At 54.6% G+C, this 26,297-nt stretch carries 18 protein-coding genes; 4 read left to right on the top strand and 14 right to left on the bottom strand.

Going from position 1 to position 26,297, the window contains the following annotated elements:
- Positions 1-95: 95 nt before the first annotated feature.
- The gene (locus RHJ80_RS10770; RefSeq protein WP_206200162.1) at positions 96-944 is read left to right on the top strand and encodes a glycosyltransferase family A protein; all 849 of its coding nucleotides are present in this window, start codon (positions 96-98) and stop codon (positions 942-944) included.
- On the opposite strand, the gene RHJ80_RS10765 is transcribed toward RHJ80_RS10770, so the two are convergent.
- Entirely contained in the window at positions 941-2,935 is a 1,995-nt protein-coding gene (locus RHJ80_RS10765; RefSeq protein ID WP_286625052.1) for an elongation factor G, read from the bottom strand. The two genes, RHJ80_RS10770 and RHJ80_RS10765, sit on opposite strands and share 4 nt — an antisense overlap.
- 181 nt (positions 2,936-3,116) lie before the next feature.
- On the opposite strand from RHJ80_RS10765, the gene RHJ80_RS10760 reads away from it, so the two are divergent.
- Entirely contained in the window at positions 3,117-4,169 is a 1,053-nt protein-coding gene (locus RHJ80_RS10760) for a tetratricopeptide repeat protein (RefSeq protein WP_302677594.1), read from the top strand.
- A 3-nt stretch (positions 4,170-4,172) separates the two neighbouring features.
- Here the strand turns inward: RHJ80_RS10760 and hmpF are convergent, their stop codons facing one another.
- The 7 genes from hmpF to RHJ80_RS10725 all read right to left on the bottom strand — a co-directional run bounded on the left by hmpF (position 4,173) and on the right by RHJ80_RS10725 (position 14,300).
- A complete protein-coding gene (gene hmpF / locus RHJ80_RS10755; RefSeq protein ID WP_310800965.1) occupies positions 4,173-5,858 on the bottom strand; it encodes a pilus motility taxis protein HmpF in 1,686 nt (561 codons plus the stop codon).
- Positions 5,859-6,145: 287 nt separating this feature from the next.
- Positions 6,146-7,342 carry a homocysteine biosynthesis protein gene (locus tag RHJ80_RS10750; RefSeq protein ID WP_302678286.1) on the bottom strand — a complete coding sequence of 399 codons (1,197 nt, stop codon included), beginning with the start codon at positions 7,340-7,342 and terminating at the stop codon, positions 6,146-6,148.
- 5 nt (positions 7,343-7,347) lie between these two features.
- Complete coding sequence (locus RHJ80_RS10745) at positions 7,348-8,148, bottom strand: hypothetical protein (RefSeq protein ID WP_206200157.1); 801 nt, start codon at positions 8,146-8,148, stop codon at positions 7,348-7,350.
- Positions 8,149-8,166: 18 nt separating this feature from the next.
- Positions 8,167-8,910 (bottom strand): response regulator transcription factor RpaB, encoded by a 744-nt coding sequence (gene rpaB, locus RHJ80_RS10740; RefSeq protein ID WP_149821735.1) that lies wholly within the window; start codon positions 8,908-8,910, stop codon positions 8,167-8,169.
- 250 nt (positions 8,911-9,160) lie between these two features.
- Positions 9,161-12,580: a phycobilisome rod-core linker polypeptide gene (locus RHJ80_RS10735; protein ID WP_310744544.1), complete on the bottom strand. Its 3,420-nt coding sequence runs from the start codon at positions 12,578-12,580 to the stop codon at positions 9,161-9,163.
- A 221-nt stretch (positions 12,581-12,801) separates the two neighbouring features.
- Positions 12,802-13,788: a thiamine-phosphate kinase gene (gene thiL / locus RHJ80_RS10730; RefSeq protein ID WP_310744973.1), complete on the bottom strand. Its 987-nt coding sequence runs from the start codon at positions 13,786-13,788 to the stop codon at positions 12,802-12,804.
- Between the two features lie 2 nt (positions 13,789-13,790).
- Positions 13,791-14,300, bottom strand: a complete 510-nt coding sequence (locus RHJ80_RS10725) for a TIGR02652 family protein (RefSeq protein WP_310744543.1) — start codon at positions 14,298-14,300, stop codon at positions 13,791-13,793.
- Positions 14,301-14,476: 176 nt separating this feature from the next.
- Here RHJ80_RS10725 and thiO point away from each other — a divergent pair, with 176 nt between their 5' ends.
- Complete coding sequence (thiO, locus tag RHJ80_RS10720; protein ID WP_310800964.1) at positions 14,477-15,583, top strand: glycine oxidase ThiO; 1,107 nt, start codon at positions 14,477-14,479, stop codon at positions 15,581-15,583.
- Here the strand turns inward: thiO and rpe are convergent.
- Complete coding sequence (rpe, locus tag RHJ80_RS10715; protein WP_206200153.1) at positions 15,580-16,275, bottom strand: ribulose-phosphate 3-epimerase; 696 nt, start codon at positions 16,273-16,275, stop codon at positions 15,580-15,582. The two genes, thiO and rpe, sit on opposite strands and share 4 nt — an antisense overlap.
- A gap of 198 nt (positions 16,276-16,473) precedes the next feature.
- On the opposite strand from rpe, the gene RHJ80_RS10710 reads away from it, so the two are divergent.
- Positions 16,474-17,163, top strand: a complete 690-nt coding sequence (locus RHJ80_RS10710; RefSeq protein ID WP_310800963.1) for a hypothetical protein — start codon at positions 16,474-16,476, stop codon at positions 17,161-17,163.
- Positions 17,164-17,165: 2 nt separating this feature from the next.
- Here the strand turns inward: RHJ80_RS10710 and RHJ80_RS10705 are convergent, their stop codons facing one another.
- From RHJ80_RS10705 to RHJ80_RS10685, 5 genes are all read right to left on the bottom strand, one after another.
- Entirely contained in the window at positions 17,166-17,798 is a 633-nt protein-coding gene (locus tag RHJ80_RS10705) for a tRNA isopentenyl-2-thiomethyl-A-37 hydroxylase MiaE (protein ID WP_310800962.1), read from the bottom strand.
- Positions 17,755-18,246, bottom strand: coding sequence for a universal stress protein (locus tag RHJ80_RS10700; protein WP_310800961.1), 492 nt, complete (start codon positions 18,244-18,246; stop codon positions 17,755-17,757). Before RHJ80_RS10700 ends, RHJ80_RS10705 begins: the two co-directional genes overlap by 44 nt.
- Positions 18,247-18,442: 196 nt before the next feature.
- A complete protein-coding gene (gene ubiE / locus RHJ80_RS10695) occupies positions 18,443-19,120 on the bottom strand; it encodes a bifunctional demethylmenaquinone methyltransferase/2-methoxy-6-polyprenyl-1,4-benzoquinol methylase UbiE (RefSeq protein ID WP_310800960.1) in 678 nt (225 codons plus the stop codon).
- 9 nt (positions 19,121-19,129) lie between these two features.
- On the bottom strand, positions 19,130-21,412 hold the full coding sequence (locus RHJ80_RS10690) for a cache domain-containing protein (protein WP_310800959.1): 2,283 nt from the start codon (positions 21,410-21,412) through the stop codon (positions 19,130-19,132).
- A gap of 88 nt (positions 21,413-21,500) precedes the next feature.
- Positions 21,501-26,198, bottom strand: a complete 4,698-nt coding sequence (locus tag RHJ80_RS10685; protein WP_310800958.1) for a translocation/assembly module TamB domain-containing protein — start codon at positions 26,196-26,198, stop codon at positions 21,501-21,503.
- Positions 26,199-26,297: the final 99 nt, after the last annotated feature.

Genomic DNA, 26,297 nt, shown 5'->3' with positions numbered 1-26,297 from the left:
TCAGCATTAGTTAATGTAGCGAATGCCCTGAGCGTTTGTCAACCCCTCGGGAAATTTTTGCATCGCAGCCGCTCCTAGGGAGAAAATGAGGGCGAGTGACTGAGGGACTTGCTGTGGAACTTGCTGGCCTACGTTCCTTCTCGATTGTGATGCCCGCCTACAATGTGGTGACCCAGCGGGGAGAAACGGTCTTTCGGGAAACCCTTGAGAGCATTGCCGCCAGTTGCCGCTACCTCCAACAGCACTTCCCCTACGCCACTGCGGGGGAATTCATCCTGATCAGCGATGGTTCAACGGATCACACCTGTGATGTGGCGACGGCAGGATGGCCGAATGCCGTGCCCCTACAATTGGTGGGCTTGCCGACGAATATTGGGATTGCGGCAGCGCGGAACATGGGGGTGCGCTTGGCCAAAGGGGAGGTGATTTTTTTCTGTGATGCCGATGATCTCTACCGCCCTGAGCATCTGTTTTTAGCCCTATCGGTGTTGAATCAGCCTTTACCCGCACCCTATGCCCCAGCGTATTTTGGGGCGGTACGCACGGGGGTCTATTGTCGCGATCGCCTGCATCCCTACTGGCACAAAAGCCTCGAGCAAACGCTGGTGCTCAATCTCGCCGTGCGCCGCGAAGTCCATGAGTTTATTGGCGGCTTTCCCGAAGAGGAGGTGTTTCGCCAATTTCGCTATGGGGCTGAGGATGTGGCCTATGCCCATTGGCTGCACCAGTTTTGCCACACTGCCCACCTCCAGCAGCAGACCGTTGAGTACCGCCGCTTTCCCAATAGTTTCTTTGACCGTCAACTCAAGAAATTCCAAGCGGCTCCCGGCACCGTGGCTGATGATCTGGATGCGAGCGATCGCCAGCAGGAGGCGCAGATTCAGCAGATTATGGCCACACGACTTCAGGAATTGCAGGCCAAGGCGGCTCAACTGGTAGCCTAGGCTTTTTTGTGGCGCTGGACAATCGTCGCGGCCAGTTTCTCCGGTACTTCTTGAAGATGGTCAAATTGCCAATGGAAGCCACCTGTGCCCATTGTCAGCGATCGCAACTCCACCACAAAGTCATGCATTTCTGCTTGGGGTAAATAAGCCTCAATCTGTTCCCAGCCGGGCCAACCCTCCTTATTGCTGTAGCCCAAAACCTGACCGCGCCGCCCCGTCAACGCCTGCATCACCTTAGCCGTAAAAGCTTGGGGCATCCACACTTGGACTGCCATGATGGGTTCTAGGAGTTGCGGTTCACACTGGGGAATTCCCGCTTGCATGGCGAGGCGAGCCGCTTGGCGAAAGGCCTGCTCAGAGCTATCCACGGAGTGATAGGAGCCATTGGTGAGGGTCACCGCCACATCCACGATCGGAAATCCCAACGGTCCTTGGTTGAGAAATTCCCGCACCCCTTGCTCGACACCGGGGATATATTGCTTGGGCACAACGCCGCCGACAATGGTTTCACTAAATTGAAAGCCGCTGCCGCGTTCTAGGGGAGCAATATCGAGGTAGACATCGCCAAACTGGCCGTGGCCACCGGTTTGATGTTTATAGCGGCCATGACTGTTTTTCGTGCTGCGGCGAATGGTTTCCTTGTAGGGGACTTGGGGGAGATGGGTTTGCATCGGTAGGTTATATTTGCGGCGCAGGCGATCAAGGGCAATCTGCAAGTGAATGTCACCCTGTCCCCAGAGAATAATTTCATGGGTATCGCCATGCTGTTCCCAGCGCAGCGCCGGATCTTCCTCAAGGAGTTTTTGCAGCGCGCTGGTGAGCTTCACCTCATCACTGCGTTTACTGGGGGTAATGGCCAAGGCATAGACGGGTTCTAGTTGGGGGGCACAGGGCAAAGGCACCGCCTGACCATTGATACTGAGGGTCTCACCCGTACGAATGCCCTCTAGCCGCGCCAAGAGAACGATGTCCCCCGCTGTGGCTTGTCCCAAGGATTCCAGTTGTGTACCTTGGGCACGGTAGATACCCCCCACGCGCACCCCATTCAAGCTCATACCATCGGTCAAGGTACCCTGCCAGACCCGAACGAGGGAGAGCTTGCCGCCTCCTTGGGGTAGATAGAAGGTCTTCAGCACTTGGGCGAGGGGTTCTTCACCATTGATCTGGCGATGGGCAGCAGTTTCTGTGGCATCGGGTGCTTCGCGATCAAGGGCTGCCAATAGGGGGCGCACACCGTAGTCCGTTTGCGCACTGCCAAAAAAGACGGGCACAATTAAATCGGCTCCCAACTCCCAGCGCAGATCCGCCATGATTTCACTTTCTGGCGGCGCAATATCCTCAAGGAGTTCTTCCAAAAGGTGGTCATCATAGTTGGCTAGAGCCTCCAGTAGCTCCGCCCGCGCCGCCTGTTCAACGGCTTGTAATTCCGAAGGAAAGGGAACTAAATCCGCCGCTGCCCCCGCATGATAGTGATAGGCCTGCTCCGTCACCAAGTCAATGTAGCCCAAGAGATCATCCCCCTGCCAAATGGGGTACTGGTGGGGTACCAAGGGGCGACTGGAAACTTGGCGATAGGCCGCGAGGATCTCCATGTAGGGGTCATGGGCGCGCTCCATCTTGTTGACAAAAAGAATATGGGGAATCTGCCAGTCATCGAGGAATTTGAACAGGGGGGTTAGGGTAAAGGCGCGATCGCTCAGGGGTTCACAGACAACGATCGCCATATCCACCCCCACGAGGGCATTGAGGGTTTCTTGCAGCAATTCCACCGAGCCGGGACAGTCGAGAAGCGTCAGCTCCAAGTCTCCATACTGGGTATGAACGACATTCAGTTCTACCCCCATTTGGCGATCGCGAGCCTCAGGGCTGGTATCTAGAAGACTACTGGCCTTACTGCTCGTGGCGTGGGTAAGGCGCAAAATGCTTTCTGCAAGGGTTGTTTTGCCACTGTTGTAGCTGCCCACAAGGGCAATGTTGCATCGTCTCGCCATCGCACACCTACCTTTTGATTTGCCATTCGGGTCAAAATTGTCCAGAATAGAGCCTTAGTTTGCCTTAACTAGATCTCTTAACCCTTGGCGATCGCCCTTGGCGGAATTTGCAGTATCTCTTAAGAGAGCTGTAAACAACCGTTAAGTTGGGGTTAATGTTTGCGAGGAGGACTCACTCACGATGCGCTTCAATTCCCTTTTGTGGGCTAGTATTGCCAGTCTTGGCCTTTGGATGGCATCGCCAGTACACGCCAATAGCCAAGTCAGCACGCTGATGCAAGAAGGGCGACGGCTAGTGGAAGCAGGAAACTATGCCCAAGCCTTGGCCATTTATCAGCAACTGCTCCAGAGCGAGAGCCGTAATCCCCGCGTGCATTCTGCCATTGGCTACATCTATGCCCAGCAGGGACAATTTGCCGAAGCCGCCCGTGCCTACCAACGCGCTATTGAGCTGGATCAACAAAACGCTGATTTTTACTATGCCCTCGGCTACAGTCTGGGGATGATGGGGGAAAACCACGGGGCTGCTGCCGCCTACCGCCAAGCCATTCGCCTGAATAACCGTAATGCCCAATCCTACGAAGGACTGGCGGTGATTCTCGCCCGCATGGGGGATCCCCAAGGCGCTATACAGGCCTACCGCTCCGCCCTCAGTCTTGACCCCCGCAATTGGGCGGCTCAAAAGGGATTAGGCGTTTTGCTGCTCCAACAACGCAATATTCCTGAAGCCCTCAGTAGTCTGCAACAGGCGGCAAGCCTTGCCCCCGGCAATGCCTCGATTCAACTCAACTTGGGGATGGCACTTCTGGCCGCCGGCGATCCTAGCAATGGCTGGCAAGCGATTGATCGCGCCGCTAACTTGGGTCAGCGGGATGCGGATCTGCTACAACAGGTGGCTGAACTGGCCGTTGCGGCGAATCAACCCGAGCGAGCCATTCAAACCTATCGCCGCCTAATCACTTTGCAACCCGAACGGCTAGCCACCTACTTTAGCTTTGGCGAGTTGTTAATGCAGCAGAACAACCCCCTTGAAGCGGCGGCAATTTATCGTCAAGCTACGCAGATCAACCCTAGAGATCCCGAGGGATTTTATCGCTTGGGCAAAGCCTTGGCAGCGCAAGGGCGGCGGCAGGAGGCTCGCAGTGCCTATCAAGTGGCTTTGAAACTGTACCGTGAGCAAAATAACCGCGCAGGAGAAACCAAAGTCCGAGACGCGATGCGGCAGCGCAATTAGCGACTAAGCCCCCTGCCCTAGATTCATGACGACCTGCTGCAATTCAGAAATGAGAGCACTGGGACGGCCATTGAGGATATTTTGGTTTAGTCCCTCTAGGCCTTGGCGCAGGTGATTGAGGCGATCTTGAACGGGCTGTAAAATCTCCCGCAGTAGATTCGCTTGGCCGCGCTTGGCAGCGAGTAACCGTTGCTCTTCAATCAGTGCCTGTTCTTCTTGACTGAGTTGATCTTTTTGCTGCTGTTGCAGTTTGCGGCGCTCTTCAAGGTCATGGCGCAGACTTTCGAGATCAGTATAGGCCTGCTGCAATTCTTCCGCGAGTTGATTGACAGCCACACTGTACTCTTGAAACTGGCGCTCCAGTTCACTGAGGATGGGAATGAGGCTAATGCCCTGTTGGGAGGCGAGATCTTTGCGCGCCTCTAGCACTTGTTTGTGGATTTTGTAGATCGCTTCTTTTTCACGGATATTTTGCCGCTGTCCTTCAAGCGCCTGATTGAGCAGATTACAGCGCTGGCGTTCGTCCTCCAGTTCTCCTGCCAGTTGCAGGCGATCGAAATCACTGGCGTCTTTGACTTTTTGCTCCAGTTCTGCTAAGGACTCCAGAGCCATTTTTAGCTCTTCTTCTTGATCGTTGACAAAGGCAGAGGCACGTTTGAGGTCATTACCGCGGTTGGCGACTTCTTTTTCGAGTTCCTCCATGGGCATTTTCATCAGGGCATTCACATCCACGGCCTCTGTGAGATCACTGACCATGGCTTGGCGCATTTGCTGGATCATTTCCTCCTGTTGGGCAAGGAGGTGACGTTCTTTTTCAAGCACGGACTGTTTGTAGCGGCAGAGTTCCTCCTGCAGGGCGATCGCCCGACTGTCTTGCCAAAATTGTTCTTGGGCGGTGCGCCACGTCTCCTCCTTTGCATGGAAGGCTTGCAGTTGTTCCTCTAGGGCAGCTTGCCGTTGACTCAGCTCCTGCTCCAGTTGCTCCAGTTGCTGCCAGTATTGACTCAGCAAGGCCTGCTGCTGGTCTAAAATTTGAAAACATTCCGCGATTTGAGGACGCCCACCACTGTTGAGGGTCTCTGCCAACTGCCGCAAAATCGAGTCCACTTGGCGAATTTGCTCTGGGGATAGGCCAACGCTGTGGCTTGATTTAAGTTGTTCCCAGCGCTGCTGCTCTTGGTGCACTTGGTGGCGTAAATTTTCAAGGGCTTGGCGCTCTGCTTGAATCCGCTGTTCCTCGGCGGTCAATTCTTCTCGCAATTTGTTGAGTTGTGCTAGCTGCTCTTCAGCGCCGGCCAGTTGCGCCTCTAGTTCTTGGAGTTCTTCTCTGCGCTGCTCAAATTCCTGTTCCCGTTGATTGAGAGCTTCTGCTTGATAGGAGAGGGATTGCTTCCAGCCCTCAATTTCTTCCTCTTGACTTTGGAAGCGCTCACGCATCCGTGTGAAGCCGTGCAAGATACCGGTGAGACGGCGCGTTGCTTCATCCACGTTTTGAATCTGGCGGTTGGCGGCCATTTCAACAAAGACCAACACACCATTGCCGTAGTCACGACTGTTGTCAAAGGGAATCGTTTCTTCGTTTTGGGGGACAGGGTGCCAGTAGCCCGACTGCTCACGCATCAACAACTTCAACTCGGATTTCGTCCCCATGAAACCCGTTTTTTTAATCACCTCGGCAAGATACTGCACAGCCCTTGACCTCTACCCTAACGCTGAGACTGACACACAACTAGAACATACAACAACCGTAATAATACGCATGACGAAATTAAGTGAATGAAGGATGCAACTTTTCGTCTGTCCGCGATCGCTGGAATCCAGAACCCTATATTTTTATTAAACACCCATCGGCAAGTGTTCAGCAGTGGCCTGAATCACTCGGTCGGGGACTGGAGAATTGCCAAGGCCAAGGTGGTTGAACTATTGGTCATTATAGCGAAAGGAGGGTTGCTACCCGCCAAAAGTCATTAATGTCATTAATCATCGCTGGCAGCGGGCATCCAAGGTTGCTGTGGCAAAAAGACGCGATCGCGCGGCAGGGGGGCAACGGGTTCTGTGAGGGTAAAACGACCACTGTGGATCCAGTCTTTGAGGACTTCGGCAATGCGCTGACTAAAGTAAAGACTCGTCAGGGGAGCAGTGCGCACAGTTTTGCCTTCAATTTTGATTTTGCCTGACTTGAGTTGAGCATAGTTGACCATGCCAAAGGTGGGACGCACGCGGCGGGGAATTGAAAAGTCAATAATTGGGGCAACCACGTCTTCATCACGAATGGCACAGCGGGCAATAACGTCTTGATCTAAGACGGGCAGGGGCACGCCCACTCCCAACATCAGGGAGGCACCGTAATGTTTGAAATAGCAGCCCCGCACCCAAAAGGGATCCATCTGTTTGGCATCACCAATCAGGGCAAGGGTGGCTGCTGGACCAATGGGGGTGTCGTTGGCCAACCGTTTTTGCAAGGGGAAGTGTTGAGTGCCTTCCCACGCCACATAACCAATGCCACCGCCGAGAAAAATGCGCGTGCCAATCCCCACCAGTCGCAAGTAGGGATCATTCAATAGAGGTGAAAGGGCACCGCCACAGGCATAGACAGCATTCCCCAGTTGCGGTTGCAGCGGACCAAGGTAGGTATAGAGCGGGCGATCGCCCCCATTGACACCGACAATAAAATTTTGATAAAGATTGCGGGGGTTATAGAGATAGAACTGATTGATCGTCTCTTTGCTAATCACCGTTTCTAAACTGGCGCGGGGATAACAATCCGTGACATAGCCCACTGCCCGTAGGGGAATGGCTTTACCCGCAATCAAATCGGCAATGACATGGCCCCCCCCGCGCTCCCGCAGACTGTCGGCTTCGCCCGCTTCGGAATTGGGATCCAGCGATTGGGCTGCCCCCAAGTACAGATCGACGGCGCCAAAACCACTGTAGGCAGGAATGCCATCGAGCCAACACTGCCGCAGTTTAATCGGTGGATCCGTCGGCCCCAAGTTAATCATCGCCCCAGACGATTCCATGGGTTCAAACGTGCCCGTCGTGATCACATCCACTTGGCGCGTTGCTTCCGCAATGCTCAAGCTTTCAAGGCGGGCTTTGAGTTCTGCCAATGTCCAAACGGTGGCTTTGCCTGCTGTAATCTTTTCATTGATTTCGGCAATCGTGCGTTCCACAGGCGTTACCGCAGATCTTCAGGATGGCGGATTTGCCAAGTGCCGTCAGGCAGCCGTGAGACCTTACCTCCTAGACGTTCAATATTCTCGATGGCCGTTTGTCGCGAGCGATCGCTGACCGCATTCACCAGTGCCCAAATCCAGGCATTGATCTGTGCCATCCGACTATCGGGATCCCGCCGTAGGGTTTGTGCCAACGAGCGATAATACTCTGCTGCGGCACGGACTTGTGGATCTGGATTCATTTCTGCCCAAGCCGCCGCGCGATCGTAGGACTCTGCTGCCGCTCGCCCCTTGCCCAAAAAGAGCAATTCATCCATCGCCCGAAATACCCATGCCAAGTAAGCTGTCGGTTGATAGGCAGGATCCATCGCTGCCAGACCCCGATCCATCAAGGCCACAGAGGTTTGCGGCTGTCCTGCATACACCGTAATTGCCGTTGAAAGATAGGGATAGGTTGGGGCAAAGCGGGGGTCTTTAGCGATAATTACCGCAAAGAAAGCAGGTGCATCGTCGTAACCCGTGACTTGGCGGGCAGCGGAATCACCAAAAAACTGGAGAAATTGCAAAAACGCCCAATCGGCAACTAAATTGTCAAAACCAAAGGCGGGTAGGTTGGCCAAAAGCCGCATCTGTGTAATGGTCTGGGCATTCTGGCGCTCATATTCGGCATCGGTGAATTGTTCTCCCGTTTGAGCCTGTAACTGACGCAGGGCATCCTGCTGCATAAAGGCAATAATGCTCAGGGCCACAACCGTCAGACCCAGACCCACAGCTTCTGACCAGCGCCAGCGTTTTTGAAGCATGGCTCACCCTCAAGCCAGTTAGGAATTTTTGTTGCTTGCTTCTCCCGGTTCAGTAATCCGCTGAAAGAGATAGCCTGTTCCCCGTGCTGTCAAAATTAATTCTGGATTACTGGGGTCTTCCTCTAGCTTAGCCCGCAAGCGGGAAATGTGGACATCCACCACCCGCGTATCCACATGGCGTTCTGGCGTGTAGCCCCACACCTGCTCGAGAATTTCTCCCCGTGAGAAGGGTTCCCCCGAGCGTCCCACCAGCAATTCCAAGAGCATAAATTCCATACCCGTGAGGCGAATGCGCTCATCCCCCTTATAGACTTGGCGCTTGTTGGTATCAATGCGAATATTGCCCACCTGAATCACCCCAGAGCTAGGGATACCAGAGGTGCTAGTTTTCTCAATGCGTCGCAGCACCGAGCGAATGCGGGCTTCCAACTCCTTGGGGGAAAAGGGCTTGACCACATAATCATCGGCGCCCAGTTCCAGCCCTGTAATGCGATCGGCGACATCGCCAAGGGCAGTGAGCATAATGATGGGGACATCGGATTCTTTGCGCAGTTCTTGACAGACGCCATAGCCATCGAGTTTGGGCATCATCACGTCAAGCACTACTAAATCTGGCTGCTCCTGCCGAAATGTGGTCAGGGCTTCCTCGCCATCGGCAGCAGTGACGACAGTATAGCCAATCATTGACAGCCGAGTTTCTAAAATGCGGCGAATACTCGCTTCATCATCAACAACGAGTATCTTTTCTTTGTGGCTCTCCAAAGTAACGGACACTCCTACTCAATGAGAACAGTAATGGATAAGAAATTAAAATGTGAATTTTTTGTACTCTATCATTTTTTTACTGGCTATAGAAAGACTCCCAGCCCTGACTAGGACAGGATTTTGCCGATTTTTCAGAATTGAGAATCTTTAAGATATTTTAACGTGGTCTTGTCGAGAAAAAAAGCGGACACCCCTACAAGAGCATCCGCTAGTGTATTGATTCACCAGTGGTTAGTGGCAGCGTTCCCTAGTCGCGGTGGCTTGGCTGAATCCCCACCAACGAGGGCGAGAGGCTTGACCAAGACTGCTTCACCAAGTCGGCATCGGCCTTGACACTGCCAATGTAGTTGCCCGCTGGCAGGGTGGGGAAGCGTTTGTAGGGCACGACATCTTCGCCAAAGTAGCGGCTGTACTCAGGGCTATTCACCATCGTTTCGACAGCAGCCTTGAGGCCTTGATCCGCCAAGATTTTGTTGTATTGGCGAATTTCCGCTTGGGTGGCCGGGGCGCGACCGAGGAGGTGACGGAAGAGGAATTCAATCACCTTGGTGTTGGGATAGGGGGTGTAGAAGCGGTTGCGATAGATCTCCGAGCTGGCCAAGGTACGCACAAACTCGCGGACGGTAATTTCACCGTTGCGCAGGCGGCTCTCGAGATCAGGGCGCCGGAACTGGCTGGGCACTTGGCCACTGAAGACATCCATCACTTGGCAGTAGATGGCATTGATCAGCAGTTCCACTTCAGCACTAGGGGCACCCACGGTCATGCGGAAAATGCGAGCAGGACGGCGACGGCTGGTACCGACCCCCACTTCCACCGATTGACCATCGCCATTGCGGAAGGAGCGTCCCAATTCGATAAAGCGGGGTTTGCTGGGATCCGCTTGACGCGCTTTGGCCTCTTGCTCGGCGATCGCCCGACTGAGGAGCGGCAGCTTCGTGTTATCGAGGCGAGGTTTCACGGGTGCGAAGCTGGGCACGACAATCGCATCACTTTGCTTCGTGAGTTGATTGTGCAATTTCTCAGTGTTGGGGAAGTTGGCCGCCGGCAGGGTGGGGAAGCGACGATAGGGCACCGTATCCTCACCAAAGGCTTCAGCGTATTCAGCACTACTGACGAGGGCTTGGACAAAGGCCTTTAAGCCTTGGGTGGCCAGAATTTGGTTGTAGCGGCGAATTTCCGCTTGATCAAGGGGCGCTCGACCTAAGAAGTGCTTGGTGCCCAGTTCGATCACCTTGGTGTTGGGGTAGGGGGTGTAGAACTCCTTCTGATAGAGTTCCGAGCAACCCAAGCCCTCGATAAACTCCTTGAGGGTAATCTCGCCGTTGCTGAGCTTCGATTCAAGGGCAGTAAATTCATCGCGGACAATGTAGGGCGCCACATCCCGCTCAAAGACCTGACGATAGGCCGCCTGAATCACTAGTTGCAGATTTTGCTTGTCATTGAGATCTGTGAGCTTAAAGACCTTGGTTTGGTCGCGGCGCTTGCTCACCCCTTGATTGGCACGGAACTGAATTGCTGGCTCGGTTCGCAGTTCGGTCACCGCCCCCAGTTCGACAAAGCGAGGTGTTTCTTCTTTTTCAGGGGGTACGCCAGTTTCACCAATCGTGCCAGTGCGGAGCGATCGCAGAGCCAGACCTTGGGGCGTAATGTAGCGCTCGTAGGGAACCGTATCTTCGCCAAAGGCTTCGCTGTACTCTTGGCTGTCAATGATCGCATCCACTAAGCCATAGAGACCTTTCTTCGAGGCAATGTCGAAGTAGGTATTCATCTCTTGGCGACCATAGGTGGGACGACCCAAGAGGCGACGGTGAATATATTCAATCGCCTTCGTGACGTACAGCGGTGTCCAGTAGAGGCTGCGGAAGAGGTTTGACTTGGCCAAAATCCGCACAAATTCACGCACAGAGATTTCACCATTTTCCAGTTTGATCTCGGCCACTTTTTGGCGCTGCCCTTCATAGACATCGCGGCCAAAGACTTGCAGATAAGCGGCACGAATCACCCGCTGGGTCGAACTTTCAGCAAATTTGACGCTGTCGCCGCCCGTGGCGATCGAGCGTTTGCCAATGCGGGCATTGATGCTGGGAAGCTGATCCAGTTTGAAGACTTTTGGCCCTAGGCTGCCGGGGGCGACCCCACGCGCTGCGGGATTGCTCACCTGATTGTTGATCCCTGGCCCGCGCGTAATGAGAATGCGGCGGGTGTCTTTGTTGAAGGGTTGGGGGCGAGCATTGGGATTTTTCTTCTCTTTCGGGAAGATGGCGCCAAACTGAATTTCCAAGGGATCGTTGCCCGCACCGTAGGGGTGTTGATCCGGCAGCGGCTGATCCTGAGCGGCAAAGGTGGTGATGAATTGCGGGACTTTACGGAAGGGAGCACTGTACTTGAAGAGATCCTGTTGGGCACCCCAGTTGCGGCACTCTTGAGCCTCTTGACCCAGACCCCGCAGATAGGGCACCGTCTCTTCACCAAAGTAGTCGCTGTATTCCTTGGAATCCACAAGGGCATCCACTAAGGCTGGAAGACCCCCTTTGGAAATAATGGCAAAGTAGGTTTGCACTTCCTCACGGCTCGAAGGCCCACGACCCAAAATATGGCGGAAGGCCAGTTCGAGGGCACGGCTGTTGATATAGGGTTCGTAGAAGTTTTTGCGATAGAGGGGCGATTTGGCCAGTTGGCGGATGAACTCCTTCATCGAGATGGAGCCATTTTTCACCTTGGATTCTAGGTCAGAGATGCCCAAGCCGTAGGCACGGGAGATGTCGCGTTCAAAGATTTGCCGATAGGCGGCTTTGACCACTTCGTTTTTCTCGGCAGCGGATAGCCCCGGCTTCATCACAAATTTGGGACGGCGTTCGGCGGCATTGAAGTAAATCTGGGGTAGTTGCAGACCTTGAAGATCCGTGGAGTTGCGCTGCCGCACTTTATCGGAGGGGGCAGGGGCAATAAATTCGTTGATCAGAACTTCAAAGTAGGTTTCCACAATGCCCTTGGCTTCGGCGTCTTTTTCAAAGTAGCTAAGAGCCGCCCGCCGCATTTCCTGTAGGGCAGCAATGGTGGCATCAGTGGAGCAAGCAGCCTCAATAATTTCCCGCAAGCCGCGCGTATTCACCGCCAGAATGTTGGGATCGCCAGCCACAATGGCATAGGTGGTATAGCGCAGGAACCAATCCAAGTCGCGCAGGGATTTTTCCATGCGGGCAGGGCCATAGCGGGCAATGTTGATCGGCTTGAAGCCCACGGGTGCACCACCACCAGAGGCACTAAAGACGGAGCGCAAGCCCTCTAGGAATCCACCACGGGTGTCCACATAGGTTGCGGTTCCCAACTTCATGGCTTCTTTCATGTCAATGGCTTCGCCCCTTGCCCCAGTGGTGAATTGGGGGGCTTCTGCAGTTTGGGGACGGGAGAGGAAGGCCATGGGGGAACCACCGACAAAGATGCGGTTGGCAGCACGGGAAACAATGATGTCGGCGTTGCGGGTGAGGGTGGTGGCAATTTCAAGGCGTTTTGCCCCAGAGCGCAGATAAACAGCGAGTTCATCCAGCTCACCCCGATTCAGGAAGCGATCCTGCTGTTCGGCTTGAATAATCGTTGAAACGGGGACTGTTTGATAAAGTTGCGGGCGGGCAACCGAGCTTCCACCACTTGCTTTGACAACCATGGTTACTAAGAGGCTCCCTTTACTTTTAGTTAACGCGCTAACTTAGATTAGAACGATTCGGGGGTAGCTCGGTATTTTTTTAAGAAATGTATAAATTTATGGGGATTTATCGGCGATCGCCCCTAAGCTTTATGAATTTTTGTAATATTCCTTGACGGCGGTGCCCGACCTCAACACCCATGCCTGCTTCAGGCAACTAATTCGCCCACTCAACCGATCGCCTAAAAGTGCTGAAAAAGTTGATCGGGCTGCAGGGGCAATAATTCACCATTGAGCTTGAGTTGCACTCTCTTTTCAGGAATCATTTCCCCAACAATGGCGGCTTGCTCACCCGCTGCCCTACAAAGTTCTTGAGCCAAGTCTGGGGCAAGGCACAACACCAGTTCAAAATCTTCACCGCCATAGAGTGCCCAGTTCAAGGCCTGCGGGCGATCGCTATAGCCCACCATCGGAATTTGCTCTGCCCAAAGAATCGCACCCACCCCACTGGCTTGACAGAGTTGCAAGACAGCTGCCGCGAGGCCATCACTACTATCCATGCCAGCCAGACGCGGCGGGGGCACCTGTTGGCGCAGCCATTGCACAATATCCAATCGAGGTTGAGGGCGTTGATGGGCTTGGATCCACGCTTGCCGTAGTTCTGCGGACACAGTACTAGCCCACTGCGGATACAAAAGGCACTCGAGACCAGCGCGGGAGGCACCATGAACCCCCGTCACGACAATGACATCCCCCACCCGGGCGCGATCGCGATAAATAATCCGTTCTGGCGGCGCACTGCCCAAGACGGTGATGCTGAGACTGAGAACGCTAGAGCGACAGGTATCACCACCGATAATGCTGGTGCCATAGGCCTGACAACAGGCGGCCATGCCTTGATAAATCTCCTCAATTGTTGCCACAGGACAGTTGCGCGGTGCCGCGAGACCCACCGTTAACCCCAAGGGCAATGCCCCCATGGCTGCAAGGTCGGATAAATTGGCGGCCAGCGATCGCCAGCCCACATCCACTGGCGTCATGGTCACAGGGGTATCGGTCATGCCTAAACTAAAGTGCACCCCCTCAACCAAGACATCGGTACTCACAATCAGTTGTTCACCGGGGGGTAGCGACAAAACCGCGGCATCATCGCCAATCAATTCCCTGTGGCAATAGGGGCGCAGGCGCTCAATCAATTCCAGTTCGCCACAGTCGGCGAGGGTGAGCATCACTAATCAAACATCCGAAAATAGGGGGGGCGAATGGGGGCGCCGGGTTCTTTTTCGAGATCAAAGTTAATCACATCCCAGCGCTCCTCTTGGCTAGCGGGGGGGCTAAACTCTACGGGCAAACCAAAGAGGCGCAGCATTTGGGGATCGGTGGCACCACGCCAAGGTGTGTTCCGCTCTAGGTAAGCACAAAAGAGGTCGCGATAGCGTTCGGCAATAATGACTTTGGTGGCACGGTAGCCTTGGGTGTAGAGGCGATCGAGGGCATCGTGAATTTCAAAGCGAATCCCGTCGGGGTGGGTGTGCTGGCGATACCATTCGCCGTCCCAGAGGCGCCAAATGCGGCCGGATTGCAGGTGCATTAATTCCCCCGTTTTGGCATCGGCTTCAAAAGGACCGTGGCGCGGGCACAGGTACGTATCGGTGAGGGTCAGGGCGGGAATGACTTGCCGACAGTGGGGACAACGAATTTCAGGACCAAAGATCGGGTAGTGAGAGCCGGATGAGATCATGGACAGTTACCACACAGCGGCAGCAAATCCACCGCGATCGCCCTTATTATAACGAGTTGACTTCAGGAGCGGAAAACAAGGCGCCGTTCCCCCTCAAGTGGGTGGTTTGGGCTACCCTTAAGGGGTGGCAGATGCCAAGATAAAGAAATGTGTAAATTGGGATTGAAGCGTCAAGAATGATCCTTGGGGATGAACAGCGGGACATTTTGATTATTGGTGGCGGCACCATGGGGCTGGCGATCGCCATCGAATTGGCATTGCGGGGGGCACGACCCACCGTTCTCAGCCGCCAGTTTCGGGAAGCAGCGCTCCATGCCGCAGCGGGAATGTTAGCCCCCCAAGCAGAAGGCTTGCCCGCAGGCGCCATGTGGAATTTGTGTACGGCGAGCCGCAATCTCTATCCCAGTTGGATTGATAAGCTTGAGCAACTGACGGGCATGGATGCGGGCTACTGGCCCTGTGGTATTTTGGCACCCGTGACCGATGAGCGGCAGCGCGATCGCGCCCACCCTATGGAACCCGACAGCCGCTGGCTCGATGCATCTGAACTTGGGAACTATCAACCGGGCTTTGCGGAGAGTGTGCTAGGGGCTTGGTGGTTTCCCCAAGATGGGCAGGTGAATACGCGCAACTTGGCTAAGGTCTTGGTGAGTGCCGCTCGCATTCTAGGAATCGAAGTGATTGAGGGCATTAGTGTCCAGCGGTTTCAGCAAGCCCCCCAAGGGGAAATTACAGCCTTGGAGAGCGATCGCGGGCGTTGGTCTGCGGGGATTTACATTCTGGCCACAGGCGCATGGGCACAAAGCCTACTTCCCCTACCCGTCACCCCCCGCAAGGGGCAAATGTTAGCCCTAAAACCGCCGGGGCAACCCCTACTGAACCATGTGATCTTTGGCGATCAACTCTATCTCGTGCCGCGTCGCTCTGGCAAAGTGGTGGTGGGTGCCACCAGTGAGGATGTGGGTTTCCAAGAGGGAACTACGGTTGCTGGCCTGCAAGCACTGCTGAATCGTGCCACCGCCGTTATTCCAGAGTTGGCCAGTTACGAGGTGATTGATACGTGGTGGGGCTATCGTCCAGCCACCCCCGATGATTTACCGATTTTGGGGGAAGGGCCAGCGGCGAATCTTTACTTGGCCACGGGGCATTACCGTAATGGCATTTTACTTGCCCCGATTACAGCGAAGCTGATGGCCAACTTGATTTTGCATCGGACGGGCGATCGCCACCTGAAAGCCTTTTCGTGGCAGCGATTTCAAACTCCGTCGGCAGCCAGTGCCTAGGCCGTCACCAACTCAGGACTAGGACGTTTGCTATGGCGGATGCCCGCGATCGCTGCTGCGTAATCCGGTGCCTTGAAGACCGCTGAACCGGCCACAATGGCATTGGCACCGGCTTCGAGAACTTGCCACGTATTGTCCGCCTTGAGACCGCCATCCACTTCGATCCATGGGTCTAAACCGCGCTCTTCGCACAGTTGCCGTAGTCGCCGAATTTTTGGCAAAACCGCTGGAATAAATTTCTGGCCCCCAAAGCCAGGGTTGACACTCATAATCAGCACGAGATCACAGACATCAAGGACGTACTCAATGAGTTCAAGAGGGCTAGAGGGGTTGAGCACGACACCTGCTTGCTTGCCCAGTTCCCGAATTTGACAGAGGGTGCGATGCAGGTGAGGCGAGGCATTGTGTTCCGCATGGACAGAGATAATATCCGCCCCCGCTTTGGCAAAATCCGCCACGTATTTTTCTGGCTCAACGATCATTAAGTGCACATCGAGGGGCTTTTGGGTCAAGGGGCGAATTGCCTCAACAACCAATGGCCCAATCGTGATATTGGGAACAAAACGACCATCCATGACGTCGACATGGATCCAGTCGGCTCCCGCCCGATCCACCGCTTGGATTTCTTCACCCAAACGACTGAAGTCCGCAGAGAGAATGGAGGGAGCAATCACGACGGGCTTAGCACTCATGACCGATTCATTCCGTAAATAACGTTACAATTGTTTTTCAGTGTACCGAGCGATCGCCCCCACAGCAACTCTCCACCACCAAGACCACTTTGGCAAGTGCCTATGCATAGCCACTGCAGACCAACGGTACATTTTATAGTAGGCAAGAATAGAGTTCGTCTGCACCACCAATATCATCAGCCAAAGGTGAGACACCAAATGTTGAAACAGCGCGCCACGATCATCACCATTGCCATTGGGTTGCTGGCCTCAGGCATGAGCGGCTGTGGCTTTATCGTCACTGAAGTTGAAACAGACGCCACCAATCAACCCGATCAACCGGTGGCGCCACCGGCAGCAGCTGCCCCAGACCTTGAACCCGAACCCCCCAGTGTCACCGCATCTGCGGTTGCGGCATTAATTCCTCCTACCAACCCTAAAACCTATGTTGAGGGACTGGCAAATGTCGGTCGTGCCAATCCCTTCGCCCCGCTGCTTCCCCCCAACAGGAACGAAGCTCCCAAGGGTGAAACGCCAAACGGTGCGCCCGCCGCTACGGGTAATGCGGGTAACGGTTCTCCTCAAACAGCTGCTAATGGAACAGGTACTCCCGCTGCCGCCATTCCACCCACCCCATCACCCCTGCCGCCTCCAGTGGATGCCCAAGCGGTGAAGGTTTTTGGTGTGGCTGCCGTAAATGGTCGCCTACAGGCAATTATTCGCTCACCCAAAGAGAATGTCACCCGTACGGTGCAGGTGGGGGATACGATCGCTGGCAATGTACTTGTGCGTGCGATTGATGCCTATGACACCACACCCGCAGTGGTTTTAGAACAATTTGGTCAAACGGTGCGCCTTACGGTCGGTCAGCCCACCACTGCGCAAGGGGCAACACCACCAGCAATCTAGGGCTAGCTGTGAATCCGCGGCAAGGGGTAGGGCGTGCTGAGAATCTCACTCTCAAGGACAGCCAACTGCTGCAATCGCTCTGCCACCACCTCTTGGCCAAAGGACTCATAGGCCAAGTACCAATAGGTGCCATAGTGGCGTGCCTCAGAGGTGACTAAGCTAGCAAAGAACTCCGCCAGTTCCTGATCCGGGCAGTGCTGAGCCAGCAGTTGCAATCGTTCGTGGCTGCGAGCTTCAATCAATGCGCAAACCAATAGGGTATCCAAGAAGCGCTGGGGTTCCTGCGGGCGGACAGTGGCATTCAAGCGAGAGGCGTAGGGGGGTGCACTGAGGGGGGCAAGGGCAATGTGGCGGCGTTCCAGTTGCTGATTGACTTGACGGAAGTGCTCGAGTTCCTCTTGGGCAATATCGGTGAGGGCATCTACCAATCGCTTGTGGGAAGGATAGCGAAACATGAGATTGATAGCTACGCCAGCCGCTTTGCGCTCACAGTGGGAGTGATCGAGCAAAATCGTATCCAAGTGAGCGATCGCCTGCTCTACCCACTCAGGACGGGTAGGTTGCACAAGGAACTTAATGCGAACGGGCGTCTCAATCACGGCGGCGCTGGACGGTGAGCACAGAACAGGGGGCATTGTGGAGCACATAATTGCTGACACTGCCGAGGAAAAATTCACTCAAGCCCTTGAGACCCCGCCGCCCCAGCACAATCAAATCACTTTCCCAATCTTTGGCCAGATCACAAATGGCACGACCCGCATCCCCTAAGGCTTGGGTAAATTCTGTGGGCACCCCTTTTTCAGTGGCAATTTGGGCGAGGTTGCGCAGCATATCCAAGCCTTTTTGCTCAAAGTTTTCCCACTGCTCCGCATAGGCACGCATCACTTCCTCGTGGAGTCCCACATAGACCCCGGAGGCCAAGGGGGTGGTAAAGATGGGGTCAGGATAGGATTCATTGGTGGGTGAAAGGACATGAATCAGCATCATGCGGGCTTGGTAGTGCTGTGCCAAATCCAGCGCCGTTTGAAAGACCTGTTCTCCCAGTTCACTGTCATCCACTGCAACGAGAATTTTTTTGTACATAACGCCCTGCCCTCCAATTTGCCTACCGCCTTTTTCACAGTCATGGAGTCCTGCTCAAGACTGCCCAAACCCATTCCTATTCCTAAAAGCGAATCTCACTCCTGACTCCTCAACTGTTCATCAAAAAATAGAAAAAGGCTCTATCTCTAGCTTAGAAGATTCCCACGGGGCTAAAACCTACATTTTGTAACATAGATTACTTTTGCGCAACAGTAATCGCCATTAGCCCGCCCAAGAGGGGATAGTGTTTCACGTGCTGAAAACCCACGTTTTGAATTAGATCACAGAGGGTGGCTGGGCTGGGGAAAGCCTGAATACTCGGCCACAAATAGTCATACTCTGCGGCCAAGCCATACTGACGGGCGGTGGGCACGACCCACTGTTGCAAGTACCATTGCTGAAATTGCTGGAGTGCGGGGGTTTGGGGATGGCTAAAGTCAAGAATGGCGACTCGCCCAGCGGGAACCAGCAGCCGAAACATTTCCCTGAGAGCTTGGGGAATATCTGCCACATTGCGTAGCCCGTAGCCGATCGTGATGCCCTGAAATGTTTGATCCCCAAAGGGGACTGCTAAGGCATCTCCTTGCAGCCATTCAATTTGCGGGTAATGGCAACTGCGTTGACGGGCGATCGCCAAGGGTGCTGCCGCAAAATCCAACCCCACCACCCGCCCCTGCCGCCCCACCCGCCGCGCCAGCACACGACTCAAATCCCCCGTGCCACAGCAGAGATCCAAAGCCGTTGCCCCTGCAGGCAGTTCGAGCCAGTCCACGGCCATTTGCTTCCAGACATGGTGAAGGCCAAAGCTCAGTTGATCATTGAGGCGATCGTAGAGGGGGGCAATGCGCTCAAACAGGGCTTGGATATCGGTCATGGTTTAGCCTTAGCGCTGGCGACGCTGACGCAAATAGTTCGCCTCACGGCGTAATTGCTGAAAGTACTCCGTTTCGGTAATTTCTGCCACCTGCTGCCGCCGTTTTTCGTGATCAATTTCCACCCTTAGCTCTTCGATTTGCTGTTGCATCGCTTGCTCACGCTGTTTGCGCTCAGTAATGTCCTGCACCAATCCTTCATAGTAGAGAATCTTGCCCTCGGCATCCCAGACCGCCCGCATATCCAATTCGACCCAGATGATCTGGCGATCGCGCCGATAGGCCTTGAATTCAAAATGTCCCGTTGTTCCTCCAGTCGCAAAATGATTCAGAATCTCATCGCGGGTGCTGGGTGCCACATAGATTTGGTCGCGAATACTGGTGACGCTCTGCACCATTTCTTCAGGAGAGTCAAAGCCAAAAATTCTGGCCATGGCGGCATTGACCCGAATAAACCGATTTTCTGTTGACGCCTGAAAAATCCCCTCAAGGGCATTCTCAAAAATACTGCGGTAGTTTTCCTCAGCAATGCGCAGTGCTTCCTCGGCGCGAATGCGATCGCTAATATCAATACCGACGGCAACCGTATGGGTACCCTGCATGTATTTTTGCAAAGCCACGAGGTAAAATGCGGTTTGACCATTGCGCTTAACGGAGATCACGCGTGAGGCAAATTGATCGGGAGAATCCACAAACTCCTGCATAAAGGCTGCCAACTCTCTATCCTCACGCAAAAAGCCCAAGGGACGACCAATAAACGCCTCTGGTGGCAAATTCAAGGTTTCTGCCAACTTGCGATTCACCCCCTTATAGATGCCCTCGGCATTAATCCACGAGATCGTACCCGGTACAGCATTGAGTACCGCCTCAAACTGTTCATTGGCCTCAAGCAGTTCATCACGAATCTGCTCAAGGGAGTGGTTTTTCTGGGCTAACTCCTCAAAAGAGATCCGCAACTGGCGCATCATGGCATTAAAGGCATTGGCCAGTTCTCCCACCTCATCAAGGGAGTGCACCTGCACCAGTGTCGTCAAATCGCCTGCCTGCACGCGGCGGGTCGAAGTCGCCAAGGATTGAATGGGTTTGACAATGGCATTGGCCGTGAGATAGGCCCAAACACTGGCCAACAACAGGGCACCAAGGGTAATGGCAAAGGCCACCAACCGTTTCTGGGTGGTCATGGTATGAATCCACGCTTGGGACTTCCCCACAAAGGCGATACCAATGGGCGGTGGATGCGGCAAATCGAGCTGCTGGCGAAAGTCCTGCAATGGACTGTAGATCGTTACATAGGGAGAACCCAAAATGTCAGTTGTGCCGAAAAACGTTTTGCCCTGATTGAGCACTTGAGTGGCCACTTCGCGAGCAACGCGGGTACCAAGGGCGCGAGTCTGACCATCGGTGTAAGGTACATTGGTGGCAATCCGCAAATCTTGGGCAAAAATTGTTGCCACCGTATCTACCGTGGACCATTCTGTGGTGGCATCCACAAGATCCGGCATATTGTTGAGTAAAATGCCCGTCAGAATTAGCCCCTGAAATTGGTTGTTTTCATAGAGAGGCTTTGCGGCAAAGGCCAGTAAGCCAATATTGCCGTCGGCAATGGGGTAGGTACCCACAGGGGCTGGCTGTTGCTTGGCGGGTAGAGTTGCAATGGGTTGAGGACGCAATGTGATCTTGGCCTGCTGGGCTAAGCCCAGTTCTTGTAACTGCTCACGACTGAGGAGCACCAGACCGCTAATCATCTGCTGGCGATCGCGAGCCACTTGAAACATCGGTAAGTGAGCAATACTGCTGGCTTGATGTGAGCTGAGACGATAGTAGGAATGGGTTTCGGGGGTCAAGTCGAGGAGTGCCTCTCCCGTTTTAGCCAAGACCATTGTTTGCTGGGCGAGTACCTGACCACTAGCATCGCTCACCAGCATCAGATTCATGGGACGCTCAGTGGGATCCACCTCCTCAAGCAGATCGCGGATAGTGGAGGGATTCATCATACGGGTGAGGGGTTGACCCACGTGCTGCACATACATCCCATTGGCAATCAAGAGGGCTTGAATGCGAGACTCATAGGCCAAGTTATCAATTTCCCACTGCAAATCCTGCAAGCTAGAGCGCAGTTGCTGCTCAAGTTGACGATCGAAGTTATGATTACTGACCTGAATCAGGGCTTCGGTAATAATCACGGCTGGAAAGAGCGCCACAAGAGCCAAGGCCAAGGTAAATTTCCAACGCAGACTTAACCGCTGCCATGCGGTCGAGAATCGTTGAGATAAGGCTCTAGCGGAATTTTTCATCAAGATTGATACCGAGGCTACTGCAACTGCCGCAATTGCTACTTTCCAAGCTTGAGCGTTGCTGGCAGTACATTGATCTTAGACGACCTTAAAAACGGTAACGGAATTCAATAAAGCCTGTGCCCTGACCACTGGTGCTCACCTGTCCGCCAAGGCGAATCTGCTCTGTCACCTGAAACCCAAGGTTAAACCGCGTCGGATCACTGGGAGCGGTGAGCAACTGCAAGAGGGAAACCGAGGTAAAACTGTTCACTTGAAAACCCAGTTCAGCCCCTAGGGCAAGGGTTGGGGCTTGGCTTTGGGCCTGGCGATCGGGGGGCACGACGGCTGGAAACATCCGAAAGGAAGTGCGGTTACCCGTGGCCTGATCAATCAATGCCTGTAGGTTGTTGAAAAGAGCTGATCCGGCAAGACTGGCCACCGCCGCTTCTCCCCCCACTTGGTTGAGATCCGCAATTGAACCACCGCCCATCAAGGCAAGGAGTTCGGTCGTGCTGCGCGAAGGGGTACTGGATAGCTCAAGCACCGCAGGCAAATTGGTTTGCAATTGACTGGCACGACCATTGATGCGGGCAGTGATCCGAATGGTGTTCAATGTTCCCAGACTGGTGGCTGTGAGGGAACCCGCATCGGAGAGTCGCGTCACGGTGCCGGGGGTATAAACTTCAGTGGCAGTGGCAGCAAGGGTGAGGTTGAGTTCGGGATCTAAGCCATTGGCGGGGGTAAAGAGCACATAGTTATCCGCTCGCCGCTGGAGCAAAAAGAGGGTGGTGAACAGATTCAGTTGCCCGCCTGTGAGGCGAATTTTGCCGTCAGGCTGGAGACTATCGAGACCCCCATTGAGGGTTAAACTGCCAGTGGCCGTTAGGTTGAGAACGGGCGATCGCGTCACCCGCAAGGCATCTGAGATATTAATTACCAAGTTATCAAAAGCTAGGGGTTCAAAGGGACTGTCAGCAGGAGTGGCTAACCCATTGCCATTGACCAAACCATTGATGGCACCTAAATCCAAACGGCCTTGGCTGAGGTGGACACTGCCCCCCAAATCAGGACTCAGGAGCGTATCCGTAATCACGAGGGTGCCATCTACGGTGCCGCGATAGATATTGCCGGCATTCACTTGCAAGCGTCGCAAGGACGCGGTGAGGGGGGTCGCAGCATCAGGATCATCGGGGACCAAGGGCGTCTGAATCGGTAACACCCCTGCCATAGTAATTTGCCCTTGGCTAAAGAGACCTTGAATGCCATCCACCCGCAGGCGATCGCGATCGAAGCGCACCCGCGCACTGAGATTAGTCACCGGTTCCTCAAAGGCGGGAGTTTTAATCACCGCATCATCCACACTCAGGACGCCATTCACCATCGGCTCCGCCCACGTTCCCCGCAGTTGGGCTTGGAAAACTCCCCTTCCTTGTTGCCATTGCACCTGATCGGTAAAGAGGTTGATCAACGACAATCCCTCATCCTTGACACTCACATCTAGGGCTAACTGTGGATCCACCACGGGTCGCGGGTCAAGGGGATAGATCAAGGGAACCGAACCTGTCACCATGAGCGGTTCTGGCGTATCCAAGCGGGCGATCGCCTGAAGGGCAAGACGATTTTGGGCGTAGCGGAATGTGGCATTCGCTGCCTCCAAGGGACGTTGATTCAACCGACCCTCCGCAAGGGTCGCCTCACCGGCGAGAATGGGCTGCTGCCATGAGCCAGTCAACACCGCTTGGGCATTCACCTTACCTTCCACATCCACCCCCGGCGGCAAAAGACTTGCCACAAGACTCACAGGGAATTGCTCTAACCGCAGTTGGGCATTTTGCTGGTTACCGCCAAGAATGCCATTGACGTTTAATTGCCCACCATTCACAAGCAGATTGAGGGTTGTCAGCACCAGTTGATTTTGGGCAAAGCGACCGCGACTCAGAAACTGATCAACTGCGTAATTTCCCCACTGCCAATTGGCGCCCTTAAGATCAAAGCTGGCCACCAGACCCGACTGCGGGGTTTGACTCAGATTGATTTGGCCATTAAAAGTCCCCTGAAGTTGCTCCAAGGGGGGCAGCAGCTCCGGCCGCCGCACCAAAGCCGCTTGGGCTTGTAGCATCTCAATTTCGGCAAGGCGGCGAATTTGTGTGAGCAGTGAGACTTGCAGACCTTCCCCTGCGGTGGGTGTGCCCAAATCTGCGGCAGTCCCCCGAGCGGTGGGTTGGCCAATCCCGAGGACGATGGCGAGTCCCGTTAAATCCGCTAAATTGCCTTGGGCAATCGTCAACTGCGCCCCCAATTGTTGAGGCTGGAGATCGGCAGTGAATTGATAGCGACTTTCCCCTTTTGTAAAAAGGCCAGATTGAATCGTCAGGCGATCGCGACTCAGACGGAATTGCGCTTGCAGGCGATCGCCCCGCCATGCCCCTAACCCCGGTCGCTCTACGGTAAAACTACCCTGCCCCCTCGTCCAATTTTGCAACTGGAGATTGCCTGAGGCCACTCCTGCGAGAATGGCTTTTTCGGGGAGTTCCGGGAGCCGTAACCGCAGGGATTCCACAGGAAACTGCTGCAGACGCAGATCAAAGCTCTCCCCTTGGCGCTGGCCGATCAGTTGCGCCTGTTGCCGTTGAACCAGCAGTGAGCGGGGTAAGCCATCGGCATCCAAACGAAATGCCAAGCGATCGCCCCCCCCCTGTAAATTGAGGGCTGCCCCCTGTTGTTGGCTCAAGGTAACCGTGCCCGTGAGTTGAGGGGCAAAGCGCAAATCATTCACCGCCAATCCTTGGGTGAGCAGTGCCCCCTGAAACTGGAGCCTATCGAGGCGGCCTGTGAGTTGGCCTTGAAAGGACGTGGTACCTGCAAGGGTGAGGGGAACGGGGAGATTCGGTTCCAAGAAAGTGCTTAAGGTACTCAGGGGGAGATTTCTGGCTTGGATGCCCAATTGAATGTCAGTGGGTTGTAAGGCCGCTAAATCAACACCAATAGTGCCTTGGGCGCGGATCGCACCGAGGGTGGCTTCTTGGACTTGCAATTGCTGACCATCCCAGTTCACAACTGCAATCAGCGGATCACCCGTGGGGGTTTGATCCACTTGCAGATTGGCACTAGCTCGAATCGCTGGTAGCGTTAGTTGATCCACCCGTCCTTGGGCGATCGCCTGCCCACTGAGACGACCTTGTAACTCTTGATTCAACTGCCGTAGGGGAATATTCTCAGCCTGAGCCTGCAACTGCCACTGACCGGCGGCGGCTTGCACTTGACCCCGCAGACGCCCCCCTAAAAACTGCATTTGAAACTCCGGAACGAGCAGTTGAGTTTGCGTCAGACGGGCGGTGCCCCGCAGTGGATACTGAGCCGTCGGTAGTTGAAAGGCGGCATTGGCCTGCCAAGCCTCTGGGGTACGCAGATTACCACCAAAGTCCAGTTGTGCAAACCCCTCCCCTAGGGACACGGGCGGAGCCACATCGTAGCGGCGGGCGATCGCCTGCAGATTCACCTGCTGCACTTGTGCTTGGCCACGAAACTCGCCCGTGGGTTCTACCCCAACCGTTGCCTGTACCTCACCGCCATCCACCAACTGGGCGCGAACCTCCATCAGCCTAACCCCTTGCTCAAGGGACGCCATAAACGGCAGCCGTACCTGTTGCAGTTGCAGTTGATCCACTTGGAGCGGCGTTTGGCTGCGCAGTTCACCCATGACTTGGGGATTCTCCAGATCCCCCTGCACGCGAAGGGTGGGAACTTCCACTTGACCCCGCAGGGGAACCGGTGGCGTAATCTGCAAGGCCGTTAAGGTAGGGGCGAGATCAAACCTCGGCACTTGCGCTTCAATGTTCCAGCCGCTTCGGAGACCGACGGTGCCTTGAGCCTGCCAGCGGACATTGGCGATCGCCCCGCGCAAATAGTGCAGCTTTGCCTGATTGCCCTGCAATTGCACATGGGCTTGTAATCCCTTGATGTCTTGGGGCACAAAGGCCGTGCGTAAAGTACCATCCCGCAACCAAATTTGACCCGTGACTTCGGGGGTTTCTGGTAAAGGCAGACGAACCCGTAATTGCCCCTCCAATTGGCCGCCTTGGACACGAATGGTCTCTGGCAGAATCTCATTCCCGAGCCCAAGGGGAATCTTACTGAAGCGCAAATCCAGTTGTCCTGATTCTTGGGGTTGGTTCCAGTCCCCCTGCAATCGCCATTGGCCACCCCCGGCCAGTTGTCCCTCCGCTTGACCTTCGAGGGCAAAATTCTGGCGATCGGGCGTCAGGGTCAATCCGCCATGAATTTGGTGCAGCAGGTAGGCAGGACGCCGAAAGGGTTGAACCAGCACAGAGCCATCCCGCACCTTCACCCTGATTTGATTCAGTTGAAAAAAGCTCGGCTCCTCCTCTGGCAGCTGAACTTCTGTGCGCCACCACCGCCCTTGGGCATCCTGAACCACCGTGAGTTGGGGTTGGTGGAGAGTCACATCGAGATCTAGTTTTTGACCTGTCAGAAGCTGCCATGGATTAAAGGCGACTTCAATGCCATTGATTAGCGCGTTGTCCAACTCGGGAGTGCCATCTTCTGACGTGTAGCTGGGAACCGCTGAGGAGCCAAAACGAACAACATTCAGCCCGACGTGCTCAACGCCGCCAATTTCCACTGGCCGATTGAGACGCTGTTGTAGTTGTTGGGCAATTTCAGGAGCCAATTCATAGTGCACAAACCACCACGCCCGCGTTCCACCGAGCACCACCAAGGCAATCATTCTCCATCCCCACTGACGAGACCAAAGGGTAAAGGGGGGTTGTGGTTGCTGCGTCATTCATCCCAACTCCGTCACACCTAGGCAAGACGCTTAACAGCTCAATCCTAATACGCAGAACAAAGGCTCGTCTTTCTAAATTTGATTGCCCAAGCGATG

The sequence above is a fragment of the Thermosynechococcus sp. QS41 genome, assembly GCF_031583515.1.
Taxonomy (GTDB): Bacteria; Cyanobacteriota; Cyanobacteriia; order Thermosynechococcales; family Thermosynechococcaceae; genus Thermosynechococcus.
The sequence above is the reverse complement of the archived record's forward strand: the minus strand, read 5'-3'. Positions and strand labels throughout refer to the sequence as shown.

Coding starts and splice junctions, on each gene's coding strand:
- RHJ80_RS10765 (WP_286625052.1), bottom strand. CDS start 2,935: ATGGCGAGACGATGCAACATTGCCCTTGTGGGCAGCTACAACAGTGGC.
- RHJ80_RS10760 (WP_302677594.1), top strand. CDS start 3,117: ATGCGCTTCAATTCCCTTTTGTGGGCTAGTATTGCCAGTCTTGGCCTT.
- RHJ80_RS10745 (WP_206200157.1), bottom strand. CDS start 8,148: ATGCTTCAAAAACGCTGGCGCTGGTCAGAAGCTGTGGGTCTGGGTCTG.
- RHJ80_RS10735 (WP_310744544.1), bottom strand. CDS start 12,580: ATGGTTGTCAAAGCAAGTGGTGGAAGCTCGGTTGCCCGCCCGCAACTT.
- thiL (WP_310744973.1), bottom strand. CDS start 13,788: ATGCTCACCCTCGCCGACTGTGGCGAACTGGAATTGATTGAGCGCCTG.
- RHJ80_RS10725 (WP_310744543.1), bottom strand. CDS start 14,300: ATGATCTCATCCGGCTCTCACTACCCGATCTTTGGTCCTGAAATTCGT.
- thiO (WP_310800964.1), top strand. CDS start 14,477: ATGATCCTTGGGGATGAACAGCGGGACATTTTGATTATTGGTGGCGGC.
- rpe (WP_206200153.1), bottom strand. CDS start 16,275: ATGAGTGCTAAGCCCGTCGTGATTGCTCCCTCCATTCTCTCTGCGGAC.
- RHJ80_RS10710 (WP_310800963.1), top strand. CDS start 16,474: ATGTTGAAACAGCGCGCCACGATCATCACCATTGCCATTGGGTTGCTG.
- RHJ80_RS10705 (WP_310800962.1), bottom strand. CDS start 17,798: ATGCCCCCTGTTCTGTGCTCACCGTCCAGCGCCGCCGTGATTGAGACG.
- RHJ80_RS10700 (WP_310800961.1), bottom strand. CDS start 18,246: ATGTACAAAAAAATTCTCGTTGCAGTGGATGACAGTGAACTGGGAGAA.
- ubiE (WP_310800960.1), bottom strand. CDS start 19,120: ATGACCGATATCCAAGCCCTGTTTGAGCGCATTGCCCCCCTCTACGAT.
- RHJ80_RS10690 (WP_310800959.1), bottom strand. CDS start 21,412: ATGAAAAATTCCGCTAGAGCCTTATCTCAACGATTCTCGACCGCATGG.
- RHJ80_RS10685 (WP_310800958.1), bottom strand. CDS start 26,198: ATGACGCAGCAACCACAACCCCCCTTTACCCTTTGGTCTCGTCAGTGG.